Below are 17,670 nucleotides of genomic sequence, written 5' to 3'. Positions count from 1 at the left end.
CGCCTGTACAGCCGACAGTTCGCCATGGATCGCACTCAACTGCACACATTGCTGCCGCACCAGGGCGATGCGCTCTGGCTGGATGCGTTGATCGATCATGATGCCACGCGCATTCGCGGCCTCAGCGCCTGGCGCCACCTCGACAAGCTCGGCAGCGATGCATCCACGGACCTGCTGTTCGAGGCGGCCGCACAGCTATGTGCCGCCCATGGTGCCTTATACGGCGAGACGGATGCCATCGAAATGGCCCTGGTCGGCAAGCTGTCGCAACTGCAGCTGCACACGGGCCTGCGCCGGGAGGACGCGCCATTGCTGGTGAGCGCCCGGCAAGAGGCCGTGAGCCCCGCGGGGGCCCGCTACAGATTCGCCATCCATGCCGACACCCAGCCCGTGCTGGACGGCACCCTGCTTCTGGTGCTCGTCCGTGCTTGAGCTCAAGAACCTCGGTTTCCATTACCCGAGAGCGGAGCAGCCGGCCCTGCAGGCCATCGATCTGCAGCTGCAGGAAGGCCAGTGCCTGGGCCTGCTGGGCAGCAACGGGGCCGGCAAGACGACGCTGCTGTCCCTGCTCTGCGGCACCCTGCCCCTACAGCAGGGCGAGGTGCGCTGGGACGGCCCGCGCAGCCTGGGCCTGGTGCCCCAGCAGCTGGCCTTCTATGCCGAACTCAGCGTCGCCGAAAACCTCGCGCTGTTCGCGGACCTCTACCGGCTGCGTGGCGACCAGCGCCGCCAACGCCTGGAGCTGTGCATCGCCAGCAGCGCCCTGGAAGACAAGCTCAAGCGGCGTGCCGCCCGCCTGTCGGGGGGCGAGCAACGGCGCCTGAACTTTGCCATAGGCCTGCTCCGGCCCGCCCGCCTGTACCTGTTCGACGAAGCCACCGTCGGGGTGGATGCCGGCAGCCGCCAGTTGCTGCTCGAGGCCGTCGACCAACTGACCCGCGAGGGTCATGGCGTGATCTACACCAGCCACTACCTGGACGAAATCGAGCGCGTGGCGGGGCGTGTTCTGCTGCTGCATGAAGGCCGCGTACGCCTGGACCTGGACAAGCGGCAGCTGCTCGATGCCGGCCATGGCCTGGTGCTGGAGTGGCCCGAACAGCTCCCCCCGGGACTGCTGGCACTGACCGAGCAACTGCGACTGAGCGTGGAAATGCTGCCCTCCGGCCTGCGCATCGCCAATCTGGACTGCCGGCAACTGCTGGCCATCACCCAGTTCGTGGCCCACCAGGCGACACCGCCCAGCCTGCTGCGCTTCGGCCGCCCATCGCTGGAGCAGCTCTACCTGAGCCTCAATGGGGGCCGCCTATGAGCCCGCTCCTGGCCCTGGTGCGCAAGGAATGCCTGCTGCTGCTGCGCGATCCGCACGCGCTGGCCGTCCTGTTCATCATGCCGATTCTGTTTCTCGTGCTGATGGCCGCCGCTCTGTCCAACTATCTGCGCGATCAGCCGCCGCCCCTGACGCTGGTGCTGGAGGTCCCCCAGGCCAGCGCTGCCTCGCGGTTCTTCCAGGACGCGCTGCTGGCCCAGCTGCCCGGTAGCACCCTGCTGCCCCGCAGCGACGACGCCCTGCCGCGCATTCGCCTGGCCCGGGACTTCTCCGACACCCTGCTGGACATTCCCCACCGGGGGCCAATGCTGAGCTTCCCGGCACGCGCCGACGGCCAGACGCGCCAGCGCCTGCGCGGCGCACTGGCCATCGCGCTGGCCCAGACCCGCCTACTGGCCTATCTGGAGGACAGTGGCGCACTGCCGGAGCAGATGAGCGCCGAGGAACGCTGGCAGCTGATTCGCCAACGCACCCAGAGCGAGATCAGCGAGCATCAACTGCTGAGCAGCGGCGAGCTCAGCGGCAGGGCCAATGCCAGCCAGTTGAGCGTCCCGGCCTGGCTGATCTTCGGCATGTTCTTCGTCGCCCTGCCGATGGCCGGCGGCTTTCAGCGCGAGCAGCAGAGCGGCACCCTGCTGCGTTTCCGGGCACAGGGGCTGAGTTCGGGCCTGCTGGTGCTGAGCAAGCTGCTGCCCTATCTGGCCATCAACCTGATCCAGTTCGGCCTGCTGCTGGCCATCGGCGTGCTGGTCCTGCCGCTGCTGGGCCTGAGCGGCCTGCAACTGCCGGGCGAGCCCCTGGCCTATCTCCTCCTGGCCCTGTGCCTCAGCCTGGCCGCCTGCAGCCTCGGGCTGCTGCTCGCGGCCCTGGCGCGCAGTGGCGAGCAGGCGTTGCTGCTCGCCGGAGGCCTCAATATCATCCTCGCCGCGATCGGCGGCATCATGGTGCCCAAGAGCGTGATGCCCGAGGCCATGAGCCACCTGGCGAACATCTCGCCGATGAGCTGGGCGCTGGACGCCTTCCTGACGCTGCTGGTGGGCCAGGGCGGCCCGCGCGACATCGCCCCTGACTGTGCCCGCCTCCTGCTGTTCGCTATCCTGCTGGGCGGCAGCGGCCTTTATCTGTTCCGCAAACGAGTGCAGCAAACGCAATGGATGACTCATTACTAGAACAACGACTCAAGCAATTGCTGATCCGTGAGTGCGACAAGGAAGACGACATCGACTGGCAGGGCATCGACGACAACGAGCCCCTGTTCGGTCAGCAGAGCCGCATCCAGATGGACAGTCTCGACGCCCTGCAGGTGTCCCTGGCCCTGCAGCAGCACTATGGGGTGCGCATCGAAGGTGCCAAGGACGGCCGCCGCATCCTCAACAGCATCGCCAGCATTGCGGCCTTTATCCGGCAGCGCGCGTGACGCCCGTCTACCTGCAACGCGGCGCCCTGCACTGTGCCCTCGGCGCCGACCTGGCGGCCGCCGGGGCGGCCCTGCAGCGCGGCGAGCGGCCCAGGCCGGACAGCTTCCAGTTGCACGAGCTGCAGCAGGCGCGCCCCTATCTGCGGGTTGCCGCGCCCGCCGAAAGCCGAGAGCGACGCCTGAACCGACTGATAGGCGAAACCCTCGGCGACGCGGAGCAGGAGCTGTCCGACTGCCTGCTGATCCTCGCCAGCACCGGTCTCGACATCGGCGACCTGGAAAACCTCGCGCGTGACAACGGCGGCTTTCTCCCCGAGCACTCGACCCCCCTCGACCTGCTGGCCGACCTGTTGCGCCAGGAGTGGGGCTTCGCCGCGGCCTTTACCCTCAACACCGCCTGCACCAGCGCCGCCAATGCTCTGCTGTATGGCGCCCGCCTGCTCGGCGCGGGCCTGTATTCGCGGGTCCTGGTACTGGCCTTCGAGACGCCCAGCGCCATCGCCCAGCAGGGCTTCGGCGCCCTCGACCTGACCAGCCCGAGTGGCTGCTATCGCCCCTTCCACCCCGAGCGTGACGGCCTGATCCTGGGCGAAGCCTACGCCGCCACGCTGCTGGGCAAGGCACCCGGCGCCACACCGCTGGCGCGACTGCTCGGCGGCTTCAGCGCCTGCGACACCAGCAGCCTGACCACGACCCGCGAAGACGGCAGCCACATCGACTGGGTCATGCGCCAGGCCCTGCGCAGCGCGGGCGTCGCGGCCCGGCAGGTCGGCCTGGTGAAGCTGCACGGCACGGCGACCGGCGCCAATGACCGCGCCGAAGAGAACGGCGTGCGCCTGCTGTTTGGCGATGCCCTGCCGGCCCTGTGCGTGCTCAAGCCCTGGCTCGGCCATACCCTGGGCGCCTGCGGGCTGAGCGAAAGCCTGCTGATGCTGCAGAGCCTGGCGCGCCTTCCCGCGCTGGATTACGCCGACGCCGCCATGCTGCCGCTGAATGGCGAGCCCCTGACAGTCGCCACCGATGCCTACCTGCTGGCCAACTTCTTCGGCTTCGGCGGCAACAACGCCAGCCTGGTGCTGCAGGGCTGCGCGGGAGCAACGGCATGAGCTCGGCAATCGCAGCCTGCAGCGTGCACGGCCCGGCCAGTTGCTCCGAGAAGGAGCTGAAGGCGGCCCTGGGCGCGTGGCTGAGCGCGCCACCCCGCCGCATCGACCGCCTGATCCTGCAGGCCCTGCTCTGCACGGCGCCCCTGCGGGAGCGGGTCGACAGCCGCTGCGGCCTCTACCTGGCGGCGTACCACCCCGCCCGTACCACCATGGGCTCGCTGCTCGACGCCGTGTGCGTGCATCGGCGCCAGCCCAAGCCCTTCGAATTCGTCAACAGCGTGAGCAACGCCGCCGGCTTCCATGTCGCCCAGCAGCTGGGGCTGGAAGGACCGAACCTGTTCATCGGTGCGGGGCCGCAGGTCTGGCGCCACCTGCAGGCACTGGCCGCGCTCGACCTGAGCGAGGGCCTGATCAGCCAGGCGCTGCTGGTGGTGATCGACGAGGCAGACGGATTCCGCGCTCAGGCCGTGCTGATCGACGGCGTGTCGCAGGCCGGCGACTTTGCCGAGCTGAGCGCCGCCATCGAGCCCCTGGACATCCGCCTGTAGCCCATCAGCCCTTGCGCTTGGCCCAGGCGCCCAGCTCCTTCATCAGCACCCGTTCCTGGTCGGCAATGGCCCGCAGCATATCGGCGATGGGCGTGAAGCTCGGCGCCTCCCCCTTGCTGCGGCTGGCGCGCACGCAGGCCGAGGCGAACTGGCGCCAGTCGTCGCCCACGGCCGTCAGGCGCGTCGAGGCTTCCCGCAGGGTGGCATCGCCAAGCTTCTCGCCGGCCTCCTGCAGGAAGCTGGCGTACATGAAGCGGAACCCGGCGCCACCGGTGCCGATTTCCTCCTGCATGCGCACGATATGGGTGAGATACAGGCGGTTGTACTTGGCCTGCGCCGGATCGAGCGCCTCGATGCAGCCGGCCAGATGGCGGATACCGCGAATGCCGATCCAGGGCAGCGGCATGCCATCGAGGATGCGCGAAGTGGAGAGCAGGCTCTGGCGGATCAGACGCTCCCAGTCCTGCTCCGGCGAGACATCGTCCAGGTAGTACATCAGGCCCTTGGCCGCCAGCGCGCCCTTGGCGAAGCGCGCCTTGTGCAGGTCGGCGCTGGCGCAGCGCACCGGCGCCTCGAACACCGGGTCGCTGAGCAGGTACTCGTCGCCCTCGCGGCCATAGGCCAGAAGGTTGTGGGCGTTGAAATGGAAGCGCATCTCCGGCGGAAAGTACGGCAGCCAGAACACCGAACTCTGCAGGCCGGCCAGACGACCGCTGTCCAGCAGCGCATCCAGCGCCTGACGGCCCCGCTCCGGGCTGGAGAAGGTACGGCTGGTCAGGCGCGCACCCAGGCGCTTGCTCAGGGTCTTGATCAGGTGCCGCGGCGGCATGCGATAGGCGATCAGGGGCATGCCGCCCAGCTTGACGATCGGCAGATAGGCGAAGGCCAGGCCGGACGCCAGGCCGAAGGCCATCGGCTCGCTCATCGGCAGGCCGGCATGGGTCAGCAGGCTGGCCATCACCCCGCTTTCACAGTGGGCGCTCTGGCGGTGCACGAACGCAGCAGTCATGGCAGTTCTCTCTGGTAGCGACGCAACTCGTCGACGGACAGGCCGAAGGCCTCGGCGTAGCGCGCCAGCAGCGAGCTGCTCAGGCGGCGATAGATGGCGGGACGAAAGTGCCGACGCACCCGCCACTGCCACAGACCGGTGATCTGCGACAACGCCGGCTCGTCCATGCGGTAGCGGTACATCAGGCACTTCAGCGGAGACAGCTCGCCCCGCTGCCAGCCGGCCAGCGCCTCGGCCTCCTGGGCCTCCAGCTCGGCCACGGCGAGCCGGGTGGCATAGGCCTCCGGTTCCCAGCCGTCGCTCTGCGCACCCCGGTAATGCCCCGCCTCGTCGACCGCATACACCAGCTTGCTATGGCCGCCGTAGGTGGAGCTGCGGTCCTGGGGAACTTCGTCAAGCTTCATTGCCGACCACCGTCAGGTGCATGAAGGCACTGGAGAAGCGCCCGCTCTCCGGCACGTAGCACAGCAGCCGCTGGCCGCTGCGCAGCTGGCCGCCATTGAACAACTCTTCCAGCATGATGAAGATCGAGGCGGCGCCGGTATTGCCCTTGCGGGTCAGGTTGGTGAACCAGCGCTCGCCGGGAATCGGCAGGTCGGCATTGGCCAGGCCGACGGCCAGGGGCTCGCGGAAAAACTCCGAGGAATAATGCGGCAGGAACCAGTCGATGTCGGCCACCCGTAGCTCGCGACGCGCCATGATGCGCCGCAGGGCCTCCTCCACGGTGTACTTGACGATGTTGTCGTTGAGCAGTTTGACGTCCTGCTTGATCGCCATGACCGAGCGACGCGCCCGCTCGCCGGCCTCGAAACGGCTCCAGCCTTGCAGGCGCCCCGCCTCGATATCCGCCCCCGCGTACATGCATGTGGGCATGCGGTCGGCAAAGGAGATAATGTCCAGCCAGTCGATGCGCAGGCTCAGGCCCTGGGCATTGGGCCGGTCCTGCAACAGCACCGCGCCGGCGCCGTCGGACAGCATCCAGCGCAGGAAGTCCTTCTCGAAGGCAATTTCCGGGTGGCTTTCCAGCGCCTCGGCCCGGCTCTCGTACTCGGCGTCGAAGTTGCGCGCCTGCATCAGCGCCGAGGCCACTTCCGAACCACAGGCCACGGCATTGCGGCTCTCGCCACTGGCCACGCTCATCCAGGCGTATTTCAGCGCCGTCATGCCGCACAGGCAGATACCGGCCGTGGTGACGACCTCGCAGGGCGGGTTGCCCAGCTCACCATGCACCATCACCGCATGCCCCGGCATCACCTGATCCGGCGACGAGGTACTGGCGACCAGACAATCCAGCCCATCCAGCCGGAAGTCCCCACCCTGCAGCCCGCGAATGGCCTCGGCGCTCAGCTGCGCATTGTTCATGCCGGGCTCGCCCGTGCGCGGGTCGATCACATAGTGGCGGCTCTGGATACCATTGCGCCGCAGCACCAGCTTGCGCGCCCGCGACGGCTTGCCGCCGACCATGCCCAGACGCGCCTCCATCTGCTCGTTATCCACCGGGTCGAACGGCAGGCAGGCACTGATGCGATTGATGAATACGGGTGCTACCACGGCAATACCTCGGGTCACTTCACTCGCCGGACGGCCCGGCGAAGTAGGCCTTCTCGCGCTCGATGCGCGCTCTGAACAAGGGCGCCAACAGCTTCTTCAACACAGCGCTGAGCGGCACCACGGTGAGGATAAGACAGATCAGGAAGACGATGTACAGGACCAGCCCGACAGCCCTGCGCCGACTCTTCTGCGGGCCGATGGACGACAACAGACGGCTCCACAGGGTGAAACTGCGATTGCCGACCCTCTCACTGGCGATCAGCCTCTCGTCCACTTTCACCGCCCCCAGGCCCGTCAGCATCGGCCGCTCGATGGGCGAGCGATCCGCCAGCAGGCGCTGCGCCATGGCCTCACCGAAGCGGCTCGCCCGCACGATCTCGGCCTCGTCGATCCCCGCGCGCGGCACCCAGGCGTAGGGCTTCTGCCGCCCGGTGAACATCCACAGGGGGGTGGAGAGAAAGCTCGCCGCGGCACCGCAGGCATCGGTCAGGACTATGTTGTCCACCAGCCGCGCGCCCAGTTCCTGCAGGCGCGCCTTGACCTTTTCCTGGGCCATCAGCCACATGTTGCGGCAGCCGATCAGGCTGACCACCGGCGTCCCCTGCAGCAGGCGGGCGGCCTCCGGCGAGGCCAGAAAGCTGGTGCACGGCAGCGATGGGGAGAGGAACCAGACCTGGTAGGCGAGGATCACCAGGTCATAACGCTTGTCGGCGTCGACGGCCAGCGGCAGCAAAGGCTGCGGCCGCATCAGCACGGTTTCCGGAAAGATGCGGAAGAACCCGAGAAAGGGCCAGGGGAAAGGAAAGGCTTCGGCAGGCCGGAGCGGCAGGAAGTCGACCCGAATGCCTTCGCGCTCACGCAAGGGCGCGCAGACCGATTGCACCACACGATCCAATTGGCCAGTCTGAGAAAAGTGGACGACTAAAACCTGGCGCATCCGCAACGCATTCCCTGCAAAATGGCGCAATTATGCCACAGAGAATTCTTCAAACCGTAACCCGGCCATGCCGGCTGTGCCTGCTGGCGCTGCAGCTGGTCGGCCCGCCGGTCTATGCGGGCGATCTACTCGTCCAGGTAGAAGGCTCGACCGAGCCCGCCCCCCTGCACCTGGCCCTGGTCCCCGCCGAGCAGCAAGACTGGCAACCCATCCTCAAACAGCTCAGCGGCAGCGAGCCACAGCTGCGCCTGGACGACTTGCCGCCGGGGCACTACGCCCTCCAGCTGTTTCAGGACCGCAACGGCAACGGCAAGCTGGATCTCAGCCCGCGCGGCATCCCGCTGGAGCCCGTGGGCTTCTCCAACAATCCATCGCTCTTCGCGGGAAAGCCGAAACCGGCCGATGCCCGTTTCGAGCATGGCGCAGGCGACACACGGCTCAATGTGCGCCTGCAGCAGCCACGCCCCCCCAGGCAACGCACCGAGGCAAAGCCTCCGCGCGCTGGAGAACGCTAGGAGCTAGGCGTGGTACTGTGCCGACAGCTCGTGCACGGCCTCGAAGAAGGCCTTGGCGTGCTCCGGCGGCACTTCCGGAGTGATGCCGTGACCGAGGTTGAACACCTGGCCAGTGCCCTTGCCGTAGGCGGCGAGGATGCGCGCCACCTCGGCGCGGATGGCCGCCGGCTTGGCGTGCAGCACCGCCGGGTCCATGTTGCCCTGCAGCGCCACCTTGGCGCCGACGCGGGCACGCGCGCTGCCGATATCGCAGGTCCAGTCCAGGCCCAGGGCCTCGGCGCCGCTGTCGGCCATGGACTCCAGCCACAGGCCGCCACCCTTGGTGAACAGGATCACCGGCACGCGACGCCCGTCGTGCTCGCGGATCAGGCCGTCGACTATCTGCTGCATGTAGCGCAGGGAGAACTCCTGGTAGGCCGCCGACGACAGCGCGCCGCCCCAGGAGTCGAAGATCTGCACGGCCTGGGCACCGGCCTCGATCTGGCCGTTGAGGTAGACGGTGATCGAGCGGGCCAGCTTGTCGAGCAGGGCGTGCATGGCCTGCGGGTTGTCGTAGAGCATCGCCTTGGACTTGCGGAAATCCCTGCTCGATCCCCCTTCGACCATGTAGGTGGCCAGGGTCCAGGGGCTGCCGGAGAAGCCGATCAGCGGCACGCGGCCGTTCAGCTCGCGGCGGATGGTGCGCACGGCGTCCATCACGTAGCCCAGGTCCTGCTCGGCGTCGGGGATCGGCAGCGCCTCGATATCGGCCATGCTGCTGACCACCTTCTTGAAGCGCGGTCCCTCGCCGGTCTCGAAGTACAGGCCCTGGCCCATGGCGTCGGGGATGGTGAGGATGTCGGAGAAGAGGATCGCGGCATCGATCTGCGGGTAGCGATCCAGCGGCTGCAGGGTGACCTCGCAGGCCATCTCGGGGTTCTTCATCAGGCTGACGAAGTCGCCGGCGCGGGCCCGGGTGGCGCGGTACTCCGGCAGGTAGCGACCGGCCTGGCGCATCATCCACACGGGCGTGACATCGACGGGCTGCCTGAGCAGGGCACGGAGGAAACGGTCGTTCTTCAGGACGGACATCGGCAGAATTCCTGGAATCGGCAAGGAGGCAGCGGGAGCATGCGCGCGCGGTGCGGCGGCTACTCCCTTCTCGCGGGCGGGCCAGGGGCCAGGCCCCGGCACAGAAAAAGTGCGGGCATTTTCGCAGAGCGCACAGCAAAAGGCACGGCGAGCGCCGTGCCTTTTGTCTATCGCGACGATTTGCCGCGACGCCCGTAGGCTGGGTTAGCCGCAGGCGTAACCCAGCGCCTGAGTCGTGCTCCACCCATCCTACGAGCGGGCTCCGTCAGGGCGCTGGGTTTCGGCGCATGGCGCCTCTACCCAGCCTACGGCCGGCCGCGACCATTCATCCCGCAGCGACCGGGCCTGGCAGCGTTCAGACACCCAGGTAGTCGAGGATGCCTTCTGCGGCGTTGCGGCCTTCGAAGATCGCCGTCACCACCAGGTCGGAACCGCGCACCATGTCGCCACCGGCGAAGATCTTCGGGTTGCTGGTCTGGTGCTTGTACTGGTTCTTCTCCGGCGCCACCACGCGGCCCTGGCTGTCGGTGTCGATCTTGAAATCGGCGAACCAGGCGGCCGGGCTCGGACGGAAGCCGAAGGCGATCAGCACGGCCTCGGCCGGGATGATCTCCTCGGAGCCCGGGATCGGCTCGGGGCTGCGACGGCCACGGGCATCCGGCTCGCCGAGACGGGTCTCGACCACCTTGACGCCTTCCACCTTGTCTTCGCCGACGATGGCGATGGGCTGGCGGTTGAACAGGAACTTCACGCCCTCTTCCTTGGCGTTCTTCACTTCCTTGCGCGAGCCCGGCATGTTCTCTTCGTCGCGGCGGTAGGCGCAGGTCACGGCCTTGGCGCCCTGCCGGATGGAGGTGCGGTTGCAGTCCATCGCGGTGTCGCCACCGCCCAGCACCACCACGCGCTTGCCCTTCATGTCGATAAAGTCCTCGGGGGACTTCTCGAAGCCGAGGTTGCGGTTGACGTTGGCGATCAGGAAGTCCAGGGCGTCGGTCACGCCCGGCAGGTCCTCGCCCGGGAAGCCGCCCTTCATGTAGGTGTAGGTGCCCATGCCCATGAACACGGCGTCGTACTCATCCAGCAGCTGCTGCATGGTCACGTCCTTGCCGATCTCGGTGTTCAGGCGGAACTCGATGCCCATGCCGCTGAAGACTTCGCGGCGGCGGCTCATGACGTGCTTTTCCAGCTTGAACTCGGGGATGCCGAAGGTCAGCAGGCCGCCGATTTCCGGGTTCTTGTCGAACACCACCGGGGTCACGCCGTTGCGCACCAGCACGTCGGCGCAGCCGAGGCCGGCCGGACCGGCACCGATCACGGCGACGCGCTTGCCGGTCGGCTTGACCTTGGACATGTCCGGACGCCAGCCCATGGCGAAGGCGGTATCGGTGATGTACTTCTCCACCGAGCCGATGGTCACCGCGCCGAAGCCGTCGTTGAGGGTGCAGGCGCCCTCGCACAGGCGGTCCTGCGGGCACACGCGGCCACACACTTCCGGCAGGGTGTTGGTCTGGTGGCTCAGCTCGGCGGCGGCCAGGATATTGCCTTCGGAAACCAGCTTGAGCCAGTTCGGAATGAAGTTGTGCACCGGGCACTTCCATTCGCAGTACGGGTTGCCGCAGCCCAGGCAGCGGTGCGCCTGGTCGGCGGCCTGGGCGGGCTTGAAGGGTTCGTAGATTTCCACGAACTCCTTCTTGCGCTGGCGCAGCAGTTTCTTCTTCGGATCCTTGCGCCCGACCTCGATGAACTGGAAGTCGTTGTTCAGACGTTCGGTCATTTCAAAACCTCTTAACAGCGGCGGCAAGCTTCAAGCTGCAAGCCGCAAGACAATCACGTGGGGCCGGCAAGCCCTTGCTGCTTCTAACCTGCAGCCTAAGGCTTGCCGCTTGCCGCTGTTTCATTGCGGGTTGGCACGGGTGCTGGAGAGCAGCGAGCCGAGGCTCGCCGCCTTAGGCTTGACCAGCCAGAACTTGCGCAGGTAGTCCTCCAGATTCTCCAGCAACTGGGTGCCCCAGGGACTGGCGGTCTCGGCCACGTATTCGCTCAGCACGGCGCGCAGGTGGCTGCGATAGGCCTCCATGGCCTCGTTGCTGATGCGCTGGATCTCCACCAGCTCGTGGTTGACGCGGTCGACGAAGCCGTTGTCCAGGTCCAGCACGTAGGCGAAGCCGCCGGTCATGCCCGAGCCGAAGTTATAGCCGGTCTTGCCCAGCACGCAGACGAAACCGCCGGTCATGTACTCGCAGCAATGGTCGCCGGTGCCTTCCACCACGGCATGGGCGCCGGAGTTGCGCACGGCGAAGCGCTCGCCGGCGGTACCCGCGGCGAACAGCTTGCCGCCGGTGGCGCCGTACAGACAGGTGTTGCCGACGATGGCCGACTCCTGAGTCTTGAACGGGCTGCCGGCCGGCGGAACGATGACCAGCTTGCCGCCGGTCATGCCCTTGCCGACGTAGTCGTTGGCATCGCCTTCCAGGCGCAGGTGCAGGCCGCCGGCGTTCCACACGCCGAAGCTCTGGCCGGCGGTGCCCTTGAACTTGAAGGTGATCGGCGCGTCCTTCATGCCCTGGTTGCCGTGAGCCTTGGCGATTTCGCCGGACACGCGCGCACCGATGGAGCGGTCGCAGTTGCAGATGTCCAGCTCGTATTCGCCGCCGGTCTTGCCGGCGATGGCGTCCTTGGCCAGCTCGACCATCTTCTCGGCCAGCAGGCCCTGGTCGAACGGCGGGTTCTTCTCCACCTCGCAGAACTGCGGTTTGTCGGCCGGGATGTGCTCGCTGGCCAGCAGCGGGGTCAGATCCAGGTTGCCCTGCTTGGCGGTCTCGCCCGGCAGCACTTCGAGCAGGTCGGTACGCCCGATCAGCTCGCCCAGGCTGCGCACGCCCAGCTTGGCCAGCCACTCGCGGGTGTCCTCGGCGATGTAGGTGAAGTAGTTCATCACCATCTCGACGGTGCCGATGAAGTGGTCCTTGCGCAGCTTGTCGTTCTGCGTGGCCACGCCGGTGGCGCAGTTGTTCAGGTGGCAGATGCGCAGGTACTTGCAGCCCAGGGCGACCATCGGCCCGGTGCCGAAGCCGAAGCTCTCGGCGCCGAGGATGGCGGCCTTGATCACGTCGAGGCCGGTCTTCAGGCCGCCGTCGGTCTGCACCCGCACCTTGCCGCGCAGGTCGTTGCCGCGCAGGGTCTGGTGGGTCTCGGCAAGGCCCAGTTCCCAGGGGCTGCCGGCGTACTTGATCGAGGTGATCGGCGACGCGCCGGTGCCACCGTCGTAGCCGGAGATGGTGATCAGGTCGGCATAGGCCTTGGCCACGCCGGCGGCGATGGTGCCGACGCCGGCCTCGGCCACCAGCTTGACCGACACCAGCGCGGCCGGGTTGACCTGCTTGAGGTCATAGATCAGCTGGGCCAGGTCTTCGATCGAGTAGATGTCGTGGTGCGGCGGCGGCGAGATCAGGGTCACGCCCGGTACCGCATAGCGCAGCTTGGCGATCAGGCCGTTGACCTTGCCGCCCGGCAGCTGGCCGCCCTCGCCGGGCTTGGCGCCCTGGGCCACCTTGATCTGCAGCACTTCGGCGTTGACCAGGTATTCCGGGGTGACGCCGAAGCGGCCGGTGGCGACCTGCTTGATCTTCGAGCTGCGCACGGTGCCGTAGCGGGCCGGGTCTTCGCCGCCCTCGCCGGAGTTGGAGCGCGCGCCGAGACGGTTCATCGCTTCGGCGATGGCCTCGTGCGCCTCGGGCGACAGGGCGCCGAGGGAGATGCCGGCGGAGTCGAAGCGCTTGAGCACCTCGCCCAGCGGCTCGACCTGATCCAGGCTCAGCGGCTGCTCGGCCAGCTTGAGCTGGAACAGGTCGCGCAGCATCGATACCGGACGCTTGTCGACCAGCTCGGCGTACTCCTTGTACTTCTCGTAGCTGCCCTGCTGCACCGCTTCCTGGATGGTGCGCACCACGTCCGGGTTGTAGGCGTGGTATTCGCCGCCGTAGACGAACTTGAGCAGGCCGCCCTGCTGGATCGGCTTGCGGTTGTTCCAGGCCTCGTGAGCCAGCAGCTTCTGCTCGCCCTCGATGTCGACGAAGCGCGCGCCCTGGATGCGGCTGGCCACGCCACGGAAGCACACTTCGGTGACCTCGTCGGCCAGGCCGACGGCCTCGAACAACTGGGCGCCACGGTAGGAGGCGATGGTGGAGATGCCCATCTTCGACAGGATCTTCAGCAGGCCCTTGGCGATGCCCTTGCGGTAGTACTTGAACACCTCGTACAGATCGCCCAGCACTTCGCCGGTGCGGATCAGGTCGCCCAGCACCTCGAAGGCCAGGAACGGATACACGGCGGAGGCGCCGAAACCGACCAGCACGGCGAAGTGGTGCGGATCACGCGCGGTGGCGGTCTCGACCAGGATGTTGCAGTCGCAGCGCAGGCCCTTCTCGGTCAGGCGATGGTGCACGGCGCCGGTGGCCAGCGCGGCATGCGCCGGCAGCTTGCCCGGGGCGATATGGCGGTCGGTGAGGACCAGCAGCACCTTGCCGGCGCGCACCGCTTCCTCGGCCTGGTCGGCGATATTGCGGATGGCCGCTTCCAGGCCCAGAGACTCGTCGTAGTTGAGGTCGATGATGTGGCGCTCGAAGCCGGGAGTGCTGAGGTTCATCAGCGCGCGCCACTTAGCCGGGGAGATCACCGGGCTGCTCAGCATCACGCGGCTGGCGTGGGCCGGGGACTCCTCGAAGATGTTGCGCTCGGCGCCCAGGCAGATCTCCAGGGACATGACGATGGACTCGCGCAGCGGGTCGATCGGCGGGTTGGTCACCTGGGCGAACTGCTGACGGAAGTAGTCGTAGGGCGAACGCACGCGCTGCGACAGTACCGCCATCGGGGTGTCGTCGCCCATCGAGCCGACCGCTTCCTGGCCCTGCTCGCCGAGCGGGCGCAGCACCTGGTCACGCTCCTCGAAGGTGACCTGGAACATCTTCATGTACTGCTTGAGGCGGTCGCTGTCGTAGAACGGCGAGCCGTGGTCGCGATCTTCCAGGCTGGCCTGGATGCGCACCGCGCCCTGACGCAGCCACTGCTTGTAGGGGTGGCGCGACTTCAGGCGGTTGTCGATGGCGTCGGTGTCCAGCACCTGGCCGGTCTCGGTGTCCACCGCGAGGATCTGCCCCGGGCCGACCCGCCCCTTGGCGATCACATCTTCCGGCTGGTAGTCCCATACGCCGATTTCCGACGCCAGGGTGATGTAGCCGTTCTTGGTGGTGACCCAGCGCGCCGGGCGCAGACCGTTGCGGTCGAGCAGGCAGACGGCGTGGCGGCCGTCGGTCAGCACCACACCGGCCGGACCGTCCCAGGGCTCCATATGCATGGAGTTGTATTCGTAGAAGGCGCGCAGGTCGGGATCCATGGTCTCGACGTTCTGCCAGGCCGGCGGAATGATCATGCGCACGCCGCGGAACAGGTCGATGCCACCGGTGACCATCAGCTCGAGCATGTTGTCCATGCTCGAGGAGTCGGAACCGACACGGTTGACCAGCGGGCCCAGCTCCTCCAGATCGGGAATCAGGTCGTTGGCGAACTTCAGGCGACGGGCCTGGGCCCAGTTGCGGTTGCCGGTGATGGTGTTGATCTCGCCGTTGTGGGCGAGGAAGCGGAACGGCTGCGCCAGCGGCCACTTCGGCAGGGTATTGGTGGAGAAGCGCTGGTGGAACACGCAGATGGCGGTCTGCAGGCGCTCGTCGCCGAGGTCCGGATAGAACTGCTGCAGGTCCGCCGGCATCATCAGGCCTTTATAGATGATGGTCTTGTGCGAGAAGCTGCAGATGTAGTGATCGGCATCGGCGGCATTGGCCACCGAGGAGCGCCGGCGGGCGCTGAACAGTTTGATGGCGAACTGCTGATCGTCCAGACCTTCGCCACCGACGAACACCTGCTCGATGATCGGCAGCCGCTCCAGGGCCAGGCGACCGAGCACGCTGGTGTCGATCGGCACCTTGCGCCAGCCGATCAGCTGCAGGCCGGCGGCCTCGATCTCGCGGTTCATGTTGGCGCGGGCGGCCTCGGCCCTGGCCGGGTCCTGGTTGAAGAACACCATGCCCACGGCGTACTGCTGCGGCAGTTCGCTGCCGAACTCGTCCTTGGCGACGGCGCGCAGGAACAGATCGGGCTTCTGGATCAGCAGACCACAACCGTCACCGGTCTTGCCGTCGGCGTTGATACCGCCGCGGTGGGTCATGCAGGTCAGGGCTTCAATGGCAGTCTTCAGCAAGTGATGGCTCGCCTCACCCTGCATGTGGGCGATCAAACCGAAGCCGCAGTTATCCTTGAACTGATCAGGATGGTACAGACCTGCTTTCATAGACACTCTCACCAGGCTGCCTCTTTGCAGAGGCAAATTGCTTTCTAATTCATTCACCCAGCTGCCGGCCGCGCAGGACTGTGCCCCAGCTTGGCGCAGGCAAAGGGGGGTCATTGTACATAGCGACCCAGGCCGTCACAAATTTTCGTGACGGCCAAATGAAAACTTCTGTCGCTTAGGCGAAAGGCGAAGACCGGATGACCGTGCTAGCACCCGCCGGTCACCAAATGAAAGGCGGTTCACGCACCCTCAACGGGCCCGCACCGCCTCCTGCTGGATGCTGGCGAAGCTACGCGGCCAGGGCTTGCCGGCCTGCACGCTGGCCGGCAGCGACTTGATCGCAGCCTGGGCGGCCGCGCGACTGGAGAACTGCCCGTAGGTCACCACGTAGAGCGGCTGCCCCTGGTGCAGCTTCTTGAAGTAGCGGTACTCGCCGCCGTTCTTGCTGACGAAGGCCTGGGCGCTGCTCTCCGAGCGGGTGCCTAGTATCTGCAGGGCATAGTTGCCAGCCGGACGCCCGGCATACCAATCCCCTGCGGCGTTCGCCGCACTGGCGACGGACGCCGGCTTGGGCGCGGGAACGGGTGCCGGTTTCGCGGCTGGCTTGACCTCCGGCTTGGGCGGCGCAGCCACCACCGGCTTGGCGACGGGCGCGGCAGGCGGCTCTGCAGTCACGGCCGGAGCGCTGGCGACCGTGGGCACCACGGGCACCGGAACCGGGGTCGCCACCGCGGCCGGGGGTGGCGTCTCGACGACTTCGCCCTCCTCGCCCTCGGCCATTCCCGAGGCCTGCGCCAGCGGCTCGCGAATCACCGGCTGGGCCTCGCCGACCAGCGGCAACGGCAACGGCTGCGTGCTGCCACTGAACTCGACGTCGGTGCCTTTCGCGGCAGGCGCGGGCTCGACAACCGGCTTGGCAGCATTGACCGTAGCGGGCGCCTGCTGCGGCACCAGCTCGATCGGCGTCTCGCCCACCACCGGTGGCGTGCTTTCGGTCTTGCCCTGCATCAGCCAGGCGGCGCCAAGCGCCACCGCCACCACAGCCAGGGCCAGCAGGTGCTTCTTCGGCAGCCCCGCGCTCGCCACGCCACCGCGCGCACCACGACTGGCCAGCATCGCCTCGACCAGCACGTCACGCGCGGCCTGGTTGATGCCGCCCGGCCAACCGCCGGAGCTCAAGTGGATATCGACGATCTGGTCGTCGCTGAGCAGATCGATACCCTGCCCCGCACCATCGAGGCGCTGCGCCAGATACTCGCGGGTCTCATCTTCGCTGTAGGGCAGCAGCTCAATGGCATGAAAACGCTCCTCGCCATCGGCCAGCGCCTCGAGCCGCGGCAGCAGCTCGCTCTCGGCAAACAGGAATACATGTGGCCGGCCATCGGCGCTGCCGGCCGCCAGGGTGAACAGGGCCTCCAGCGCCGCATCGGCGAGCTGCTCGGCATCGTCGACCAGCAGGTAGACCTCCTGACCGGTGAGCGCCAGCTGCGCCACCTGGGCCAGGATGCTGCGCACATCCATCTGCTGCAACCCGAGCCCCTGCGCCACCTGGCGCAGCACCCCGGCGACATCGCCGGCGCCGCGCGCCGACACCACCACGGACAGCACCGCCTGCTTGTTGGTGCTGGCCACCAGCGCCTGACGCAACAGCGTCTTGCCGCTGCCATGCGGCCCCGCCACCACCAGCAGCAGCTGGCTGTAGCGCGCCAGGTGATGGAGCTGGCCGAGCACCGGCTTGCGCTGTGCGGGAAAGAAACGGAAGCCCGGCACCCGCGCCGCAAAGGGATCGTGGGTGAACTCGTAATGTGCGAGGAAAGCCTCGTCGGCGTGCAGACTGGTCATGTAG

15 protein-coding genes are annotated in these 17,670 nt (G+C 67.3%); 7 read left to right on the top strand and 8 right to left on the bottom strand.

Going from position 1 to position 17,670, the window contains the following annotated elements; translation table 11 throughout:
* Nucleotides 1-24: 24 nt before the first annotated feature.
* The 6 genes from AAFN46_RS15755 to AAFN46_RS15730 are packed head-to-tail and all read left to right on the top strand — an operon-like array spanning nt 25 to nt 4,398.
* Nucleotides 25-432 (top strand): beta-hydroxyacyl-ACP dehydratase, encoded by a 408-nt coding sequence (locus tag AAFN46_RS15755; RefSeq protein ID WP_347809641.1) that lies wholly within the window; start codon nt 25-27, stop codon nt 430-432.
* Entirely contained in the window at nt 425-1,309 is an 885-nt protein-coding gene (locus AAFN46_RS15750; protein ID WP_347809640.1) for an ABC transporter ATP-binding protein, read from the top strand. Before AAFN46_RS15755 ends, AAFN46_RS15750 begins: the two co-directional genes overlap by 8 nt.
* Nucleotides 1,306-2,496: an ABC transporter permease gene (locus AAFN46_RS15745; protein ID WP_347809639.1), complete on the top strand. Its 1,191-nt coding sequence runs from the start codon at nt 1,306-1,308 to the stop codon at nt 2,494-2,496. Before AAFN46_RS15750 ends, AAFN46_RS15745 begins: the two co-directional genes overlap by 4 nt.
* Nucleotides 2,478-2,744, top strand: coding sequence for an acyl carrier protein (locus AAFN46_RS15740; protein ID WP_347809638.1), 267 nt, complete (start codon nt 2,478-2,480; stop codon nt 2,742-2,744). The genes AAFN46_RS15745 and AAFN46_RS15740 overlap by 19 nt, the downstream gene beginning before the upstream one ends.
* On the top strand, nt 2,741-3,850 hold the full coding sequence (locus AAFN46_RS15735) for a beta-ketoacyl synthase N-terminal-like domain-containing protein (protein ID WP_347809637.1): 1,110 nt from the start codon (nt 2,741-2,743) through the stop codon (nt 3,848-3,850). Before AAFN46_RS15740 ends, AAFN46_RS15735 begins: the two co-directional genes overlap by 4 nt.
* The gene (locus tag AAFN46_RS15730; RefSeq protein ID WP_347809636.1) at nt 3,847-4,398 is read left to right on the top strand and encodes a hypothetical protein; all 552 of its coding nucleotides are present in this window, start codon (nt 3,847-3,849) and stop codon (nt 4,396-4,398) included. The genes AAFN46_RS15735 and AAFN46_RS15730 overlap by 4 nt, the downstream gene beginning before the upstream one ends.
* A gap of 4 nt (nt 4,399-4,402) precedes the next feature.
* Here AAFN46_RS15730 and AAFN46_RS15725 read toward each other — a convergent pair whose 3' ends face one another.
* From AAFN46_RS15725 to AAFN46_RS15710, 4 genes are read right to left on the bottom strand one after another with little or no spacing between them, the layout of a single operon-like run.
* On the bottom strand, nt 4,403-5,407 hold the full coding sequence (locus tag AAFN46_RS15725) for a BtrH N-terminal domain-containing protein (protein WP_347809635.1): 1,005 nt from the start codon (nt 5,405-5,407) through the stop codon (nt 4,403-4,405).
* The gene (locus AAFN46_RS15720; protein WP_347809634.1) at nt 5,404-5,811 is read right to left on the bottom strand and encodes a hypothetical protein; all 408 of its coding nucleotides are present in this window, start codon (nt 5,809-5,811) and stop codon (nt 5,404-5,406) included. The genes AAFN46_RS15725 and AAFN46_RS15720 overlap by 4 nt, the downstream gene beginning before the upstream one ends.
* Nucleotides 5,801-6,958 (bottom strand): beta-ketoacyl-ACP synthase III, encoded by a 1,158-nt coding sequence (locus AAFN46_RS15715; protein WP_347809633.1) that lies wholly within the window; start codon nt 6,956-6,958, stop codon nt 5,801-5,803. The genes AAFN46_RS15720 and AAFN46_RS15715 overlap by 11 nt, the downstream gene beginning before the upstream one ends.
* Before the next feature lie 19 nt (nt 6,959-6,977).
* Complete coding sequence (locus AAFN46_RS15710; protein WP_347809632.1) at nt 6,978-7,706, bottom strand: dialkylrecorsinol condensing enzyme; 729 nt, start codon at nt 7,704-7,706, stop codon at nt 6,978-6,980.
* A 221-nt stretch (nt 7,707-7,927) separates the two neighbouring features.
* On the opposite strand from AAFN46_RS15710, the gene AAFN46_RS15705 reads away from it, so the two are divergent.
* The gene (locus AAFN46_RS15705) at nt 7,928-8,410 is read left to right on the top strand and encodes a DUF2141 domain-containing protein (RefSeq protein WP_347809631.1); all 483 of its coding nucleotides are present in this window, start codon (nt 7,928-7,930) and stop codon (nt 8,408-8,410) included.
* 3 nt (nt 8,411-8,413) lie between these two features.
* Here AAFN46_RS15705 and hemE read toward each other — a convergent pair whose 3' ends face one another.
* The 4 genes from hemE to AAFN46_RS15685 form a co-directional block, all read right to left on the bottom strand.
* Nucleotides 8,414-9,481 carry a uroporphyrinogen decarboxylase gene (gene hemE, locus AAFN46_RS15700; protein ID WP_347809630.1) on the bottom strand — a complete coding sequence of 356 codons (1,068 nt, stop codon included), beginning with the start codon at nt 9,479-9,481 and terminating at the stop codon, nt 8,414-8,416.
* Between the two features lie 355 nt (nt 9,482-9,836).
* Nucleotides 9,837-11,255, bottom strand: a complete 1,419-nt coding sequence (locus AAFN46_RS15695; RefSeq protein ID WP_347809629.1) for an FAD-dependent oxidoreductase — start codon at nt 11,253-11,255, stop codon at nt 9,837-9,839.
* Nucleotides 11,256-11,375: 120 nt separating this feature from the next.
* Entirely contained in the window at nt 11,376-15,824 is a 4,449-nt protein-coding gene (gene gltB, locus AAFN46_RS15690; protein ID WP_347809628.1) for a glutamate synthase large subunit, read from the bottom strand.
* Nucleotides 15,825-16,073: 249 nt separating this feature from the next.
* Nucleotides 16,074-17,666, bottom strand: coding sequence for an AAA family ATPase (locus tag AAFN46_RS15685; RefSeq protein ID WP_347809627.1), 1,593 nt, complete (start codon nt 17,664-17,666; stop codon nt 16,074-16,076).
* Between the last annotated feature and the right edge of the window lie 4 nt (nt 17,667-17,670).

It is taken from the genome of Pseudomonas sp. CAU 1711, from assembly GCF_039888625.1.
Classification (GTDB): Bacteria; Pseudomonadota; Gammaproteobacteria; order Pseudomonadales; family Pseudomonadaceae; genus Aquipseudomonas.
Note: the sequence above shows the minus strand (reverse complement) of the source record. Positions and strands in the feature narration are given on the sequence as shown.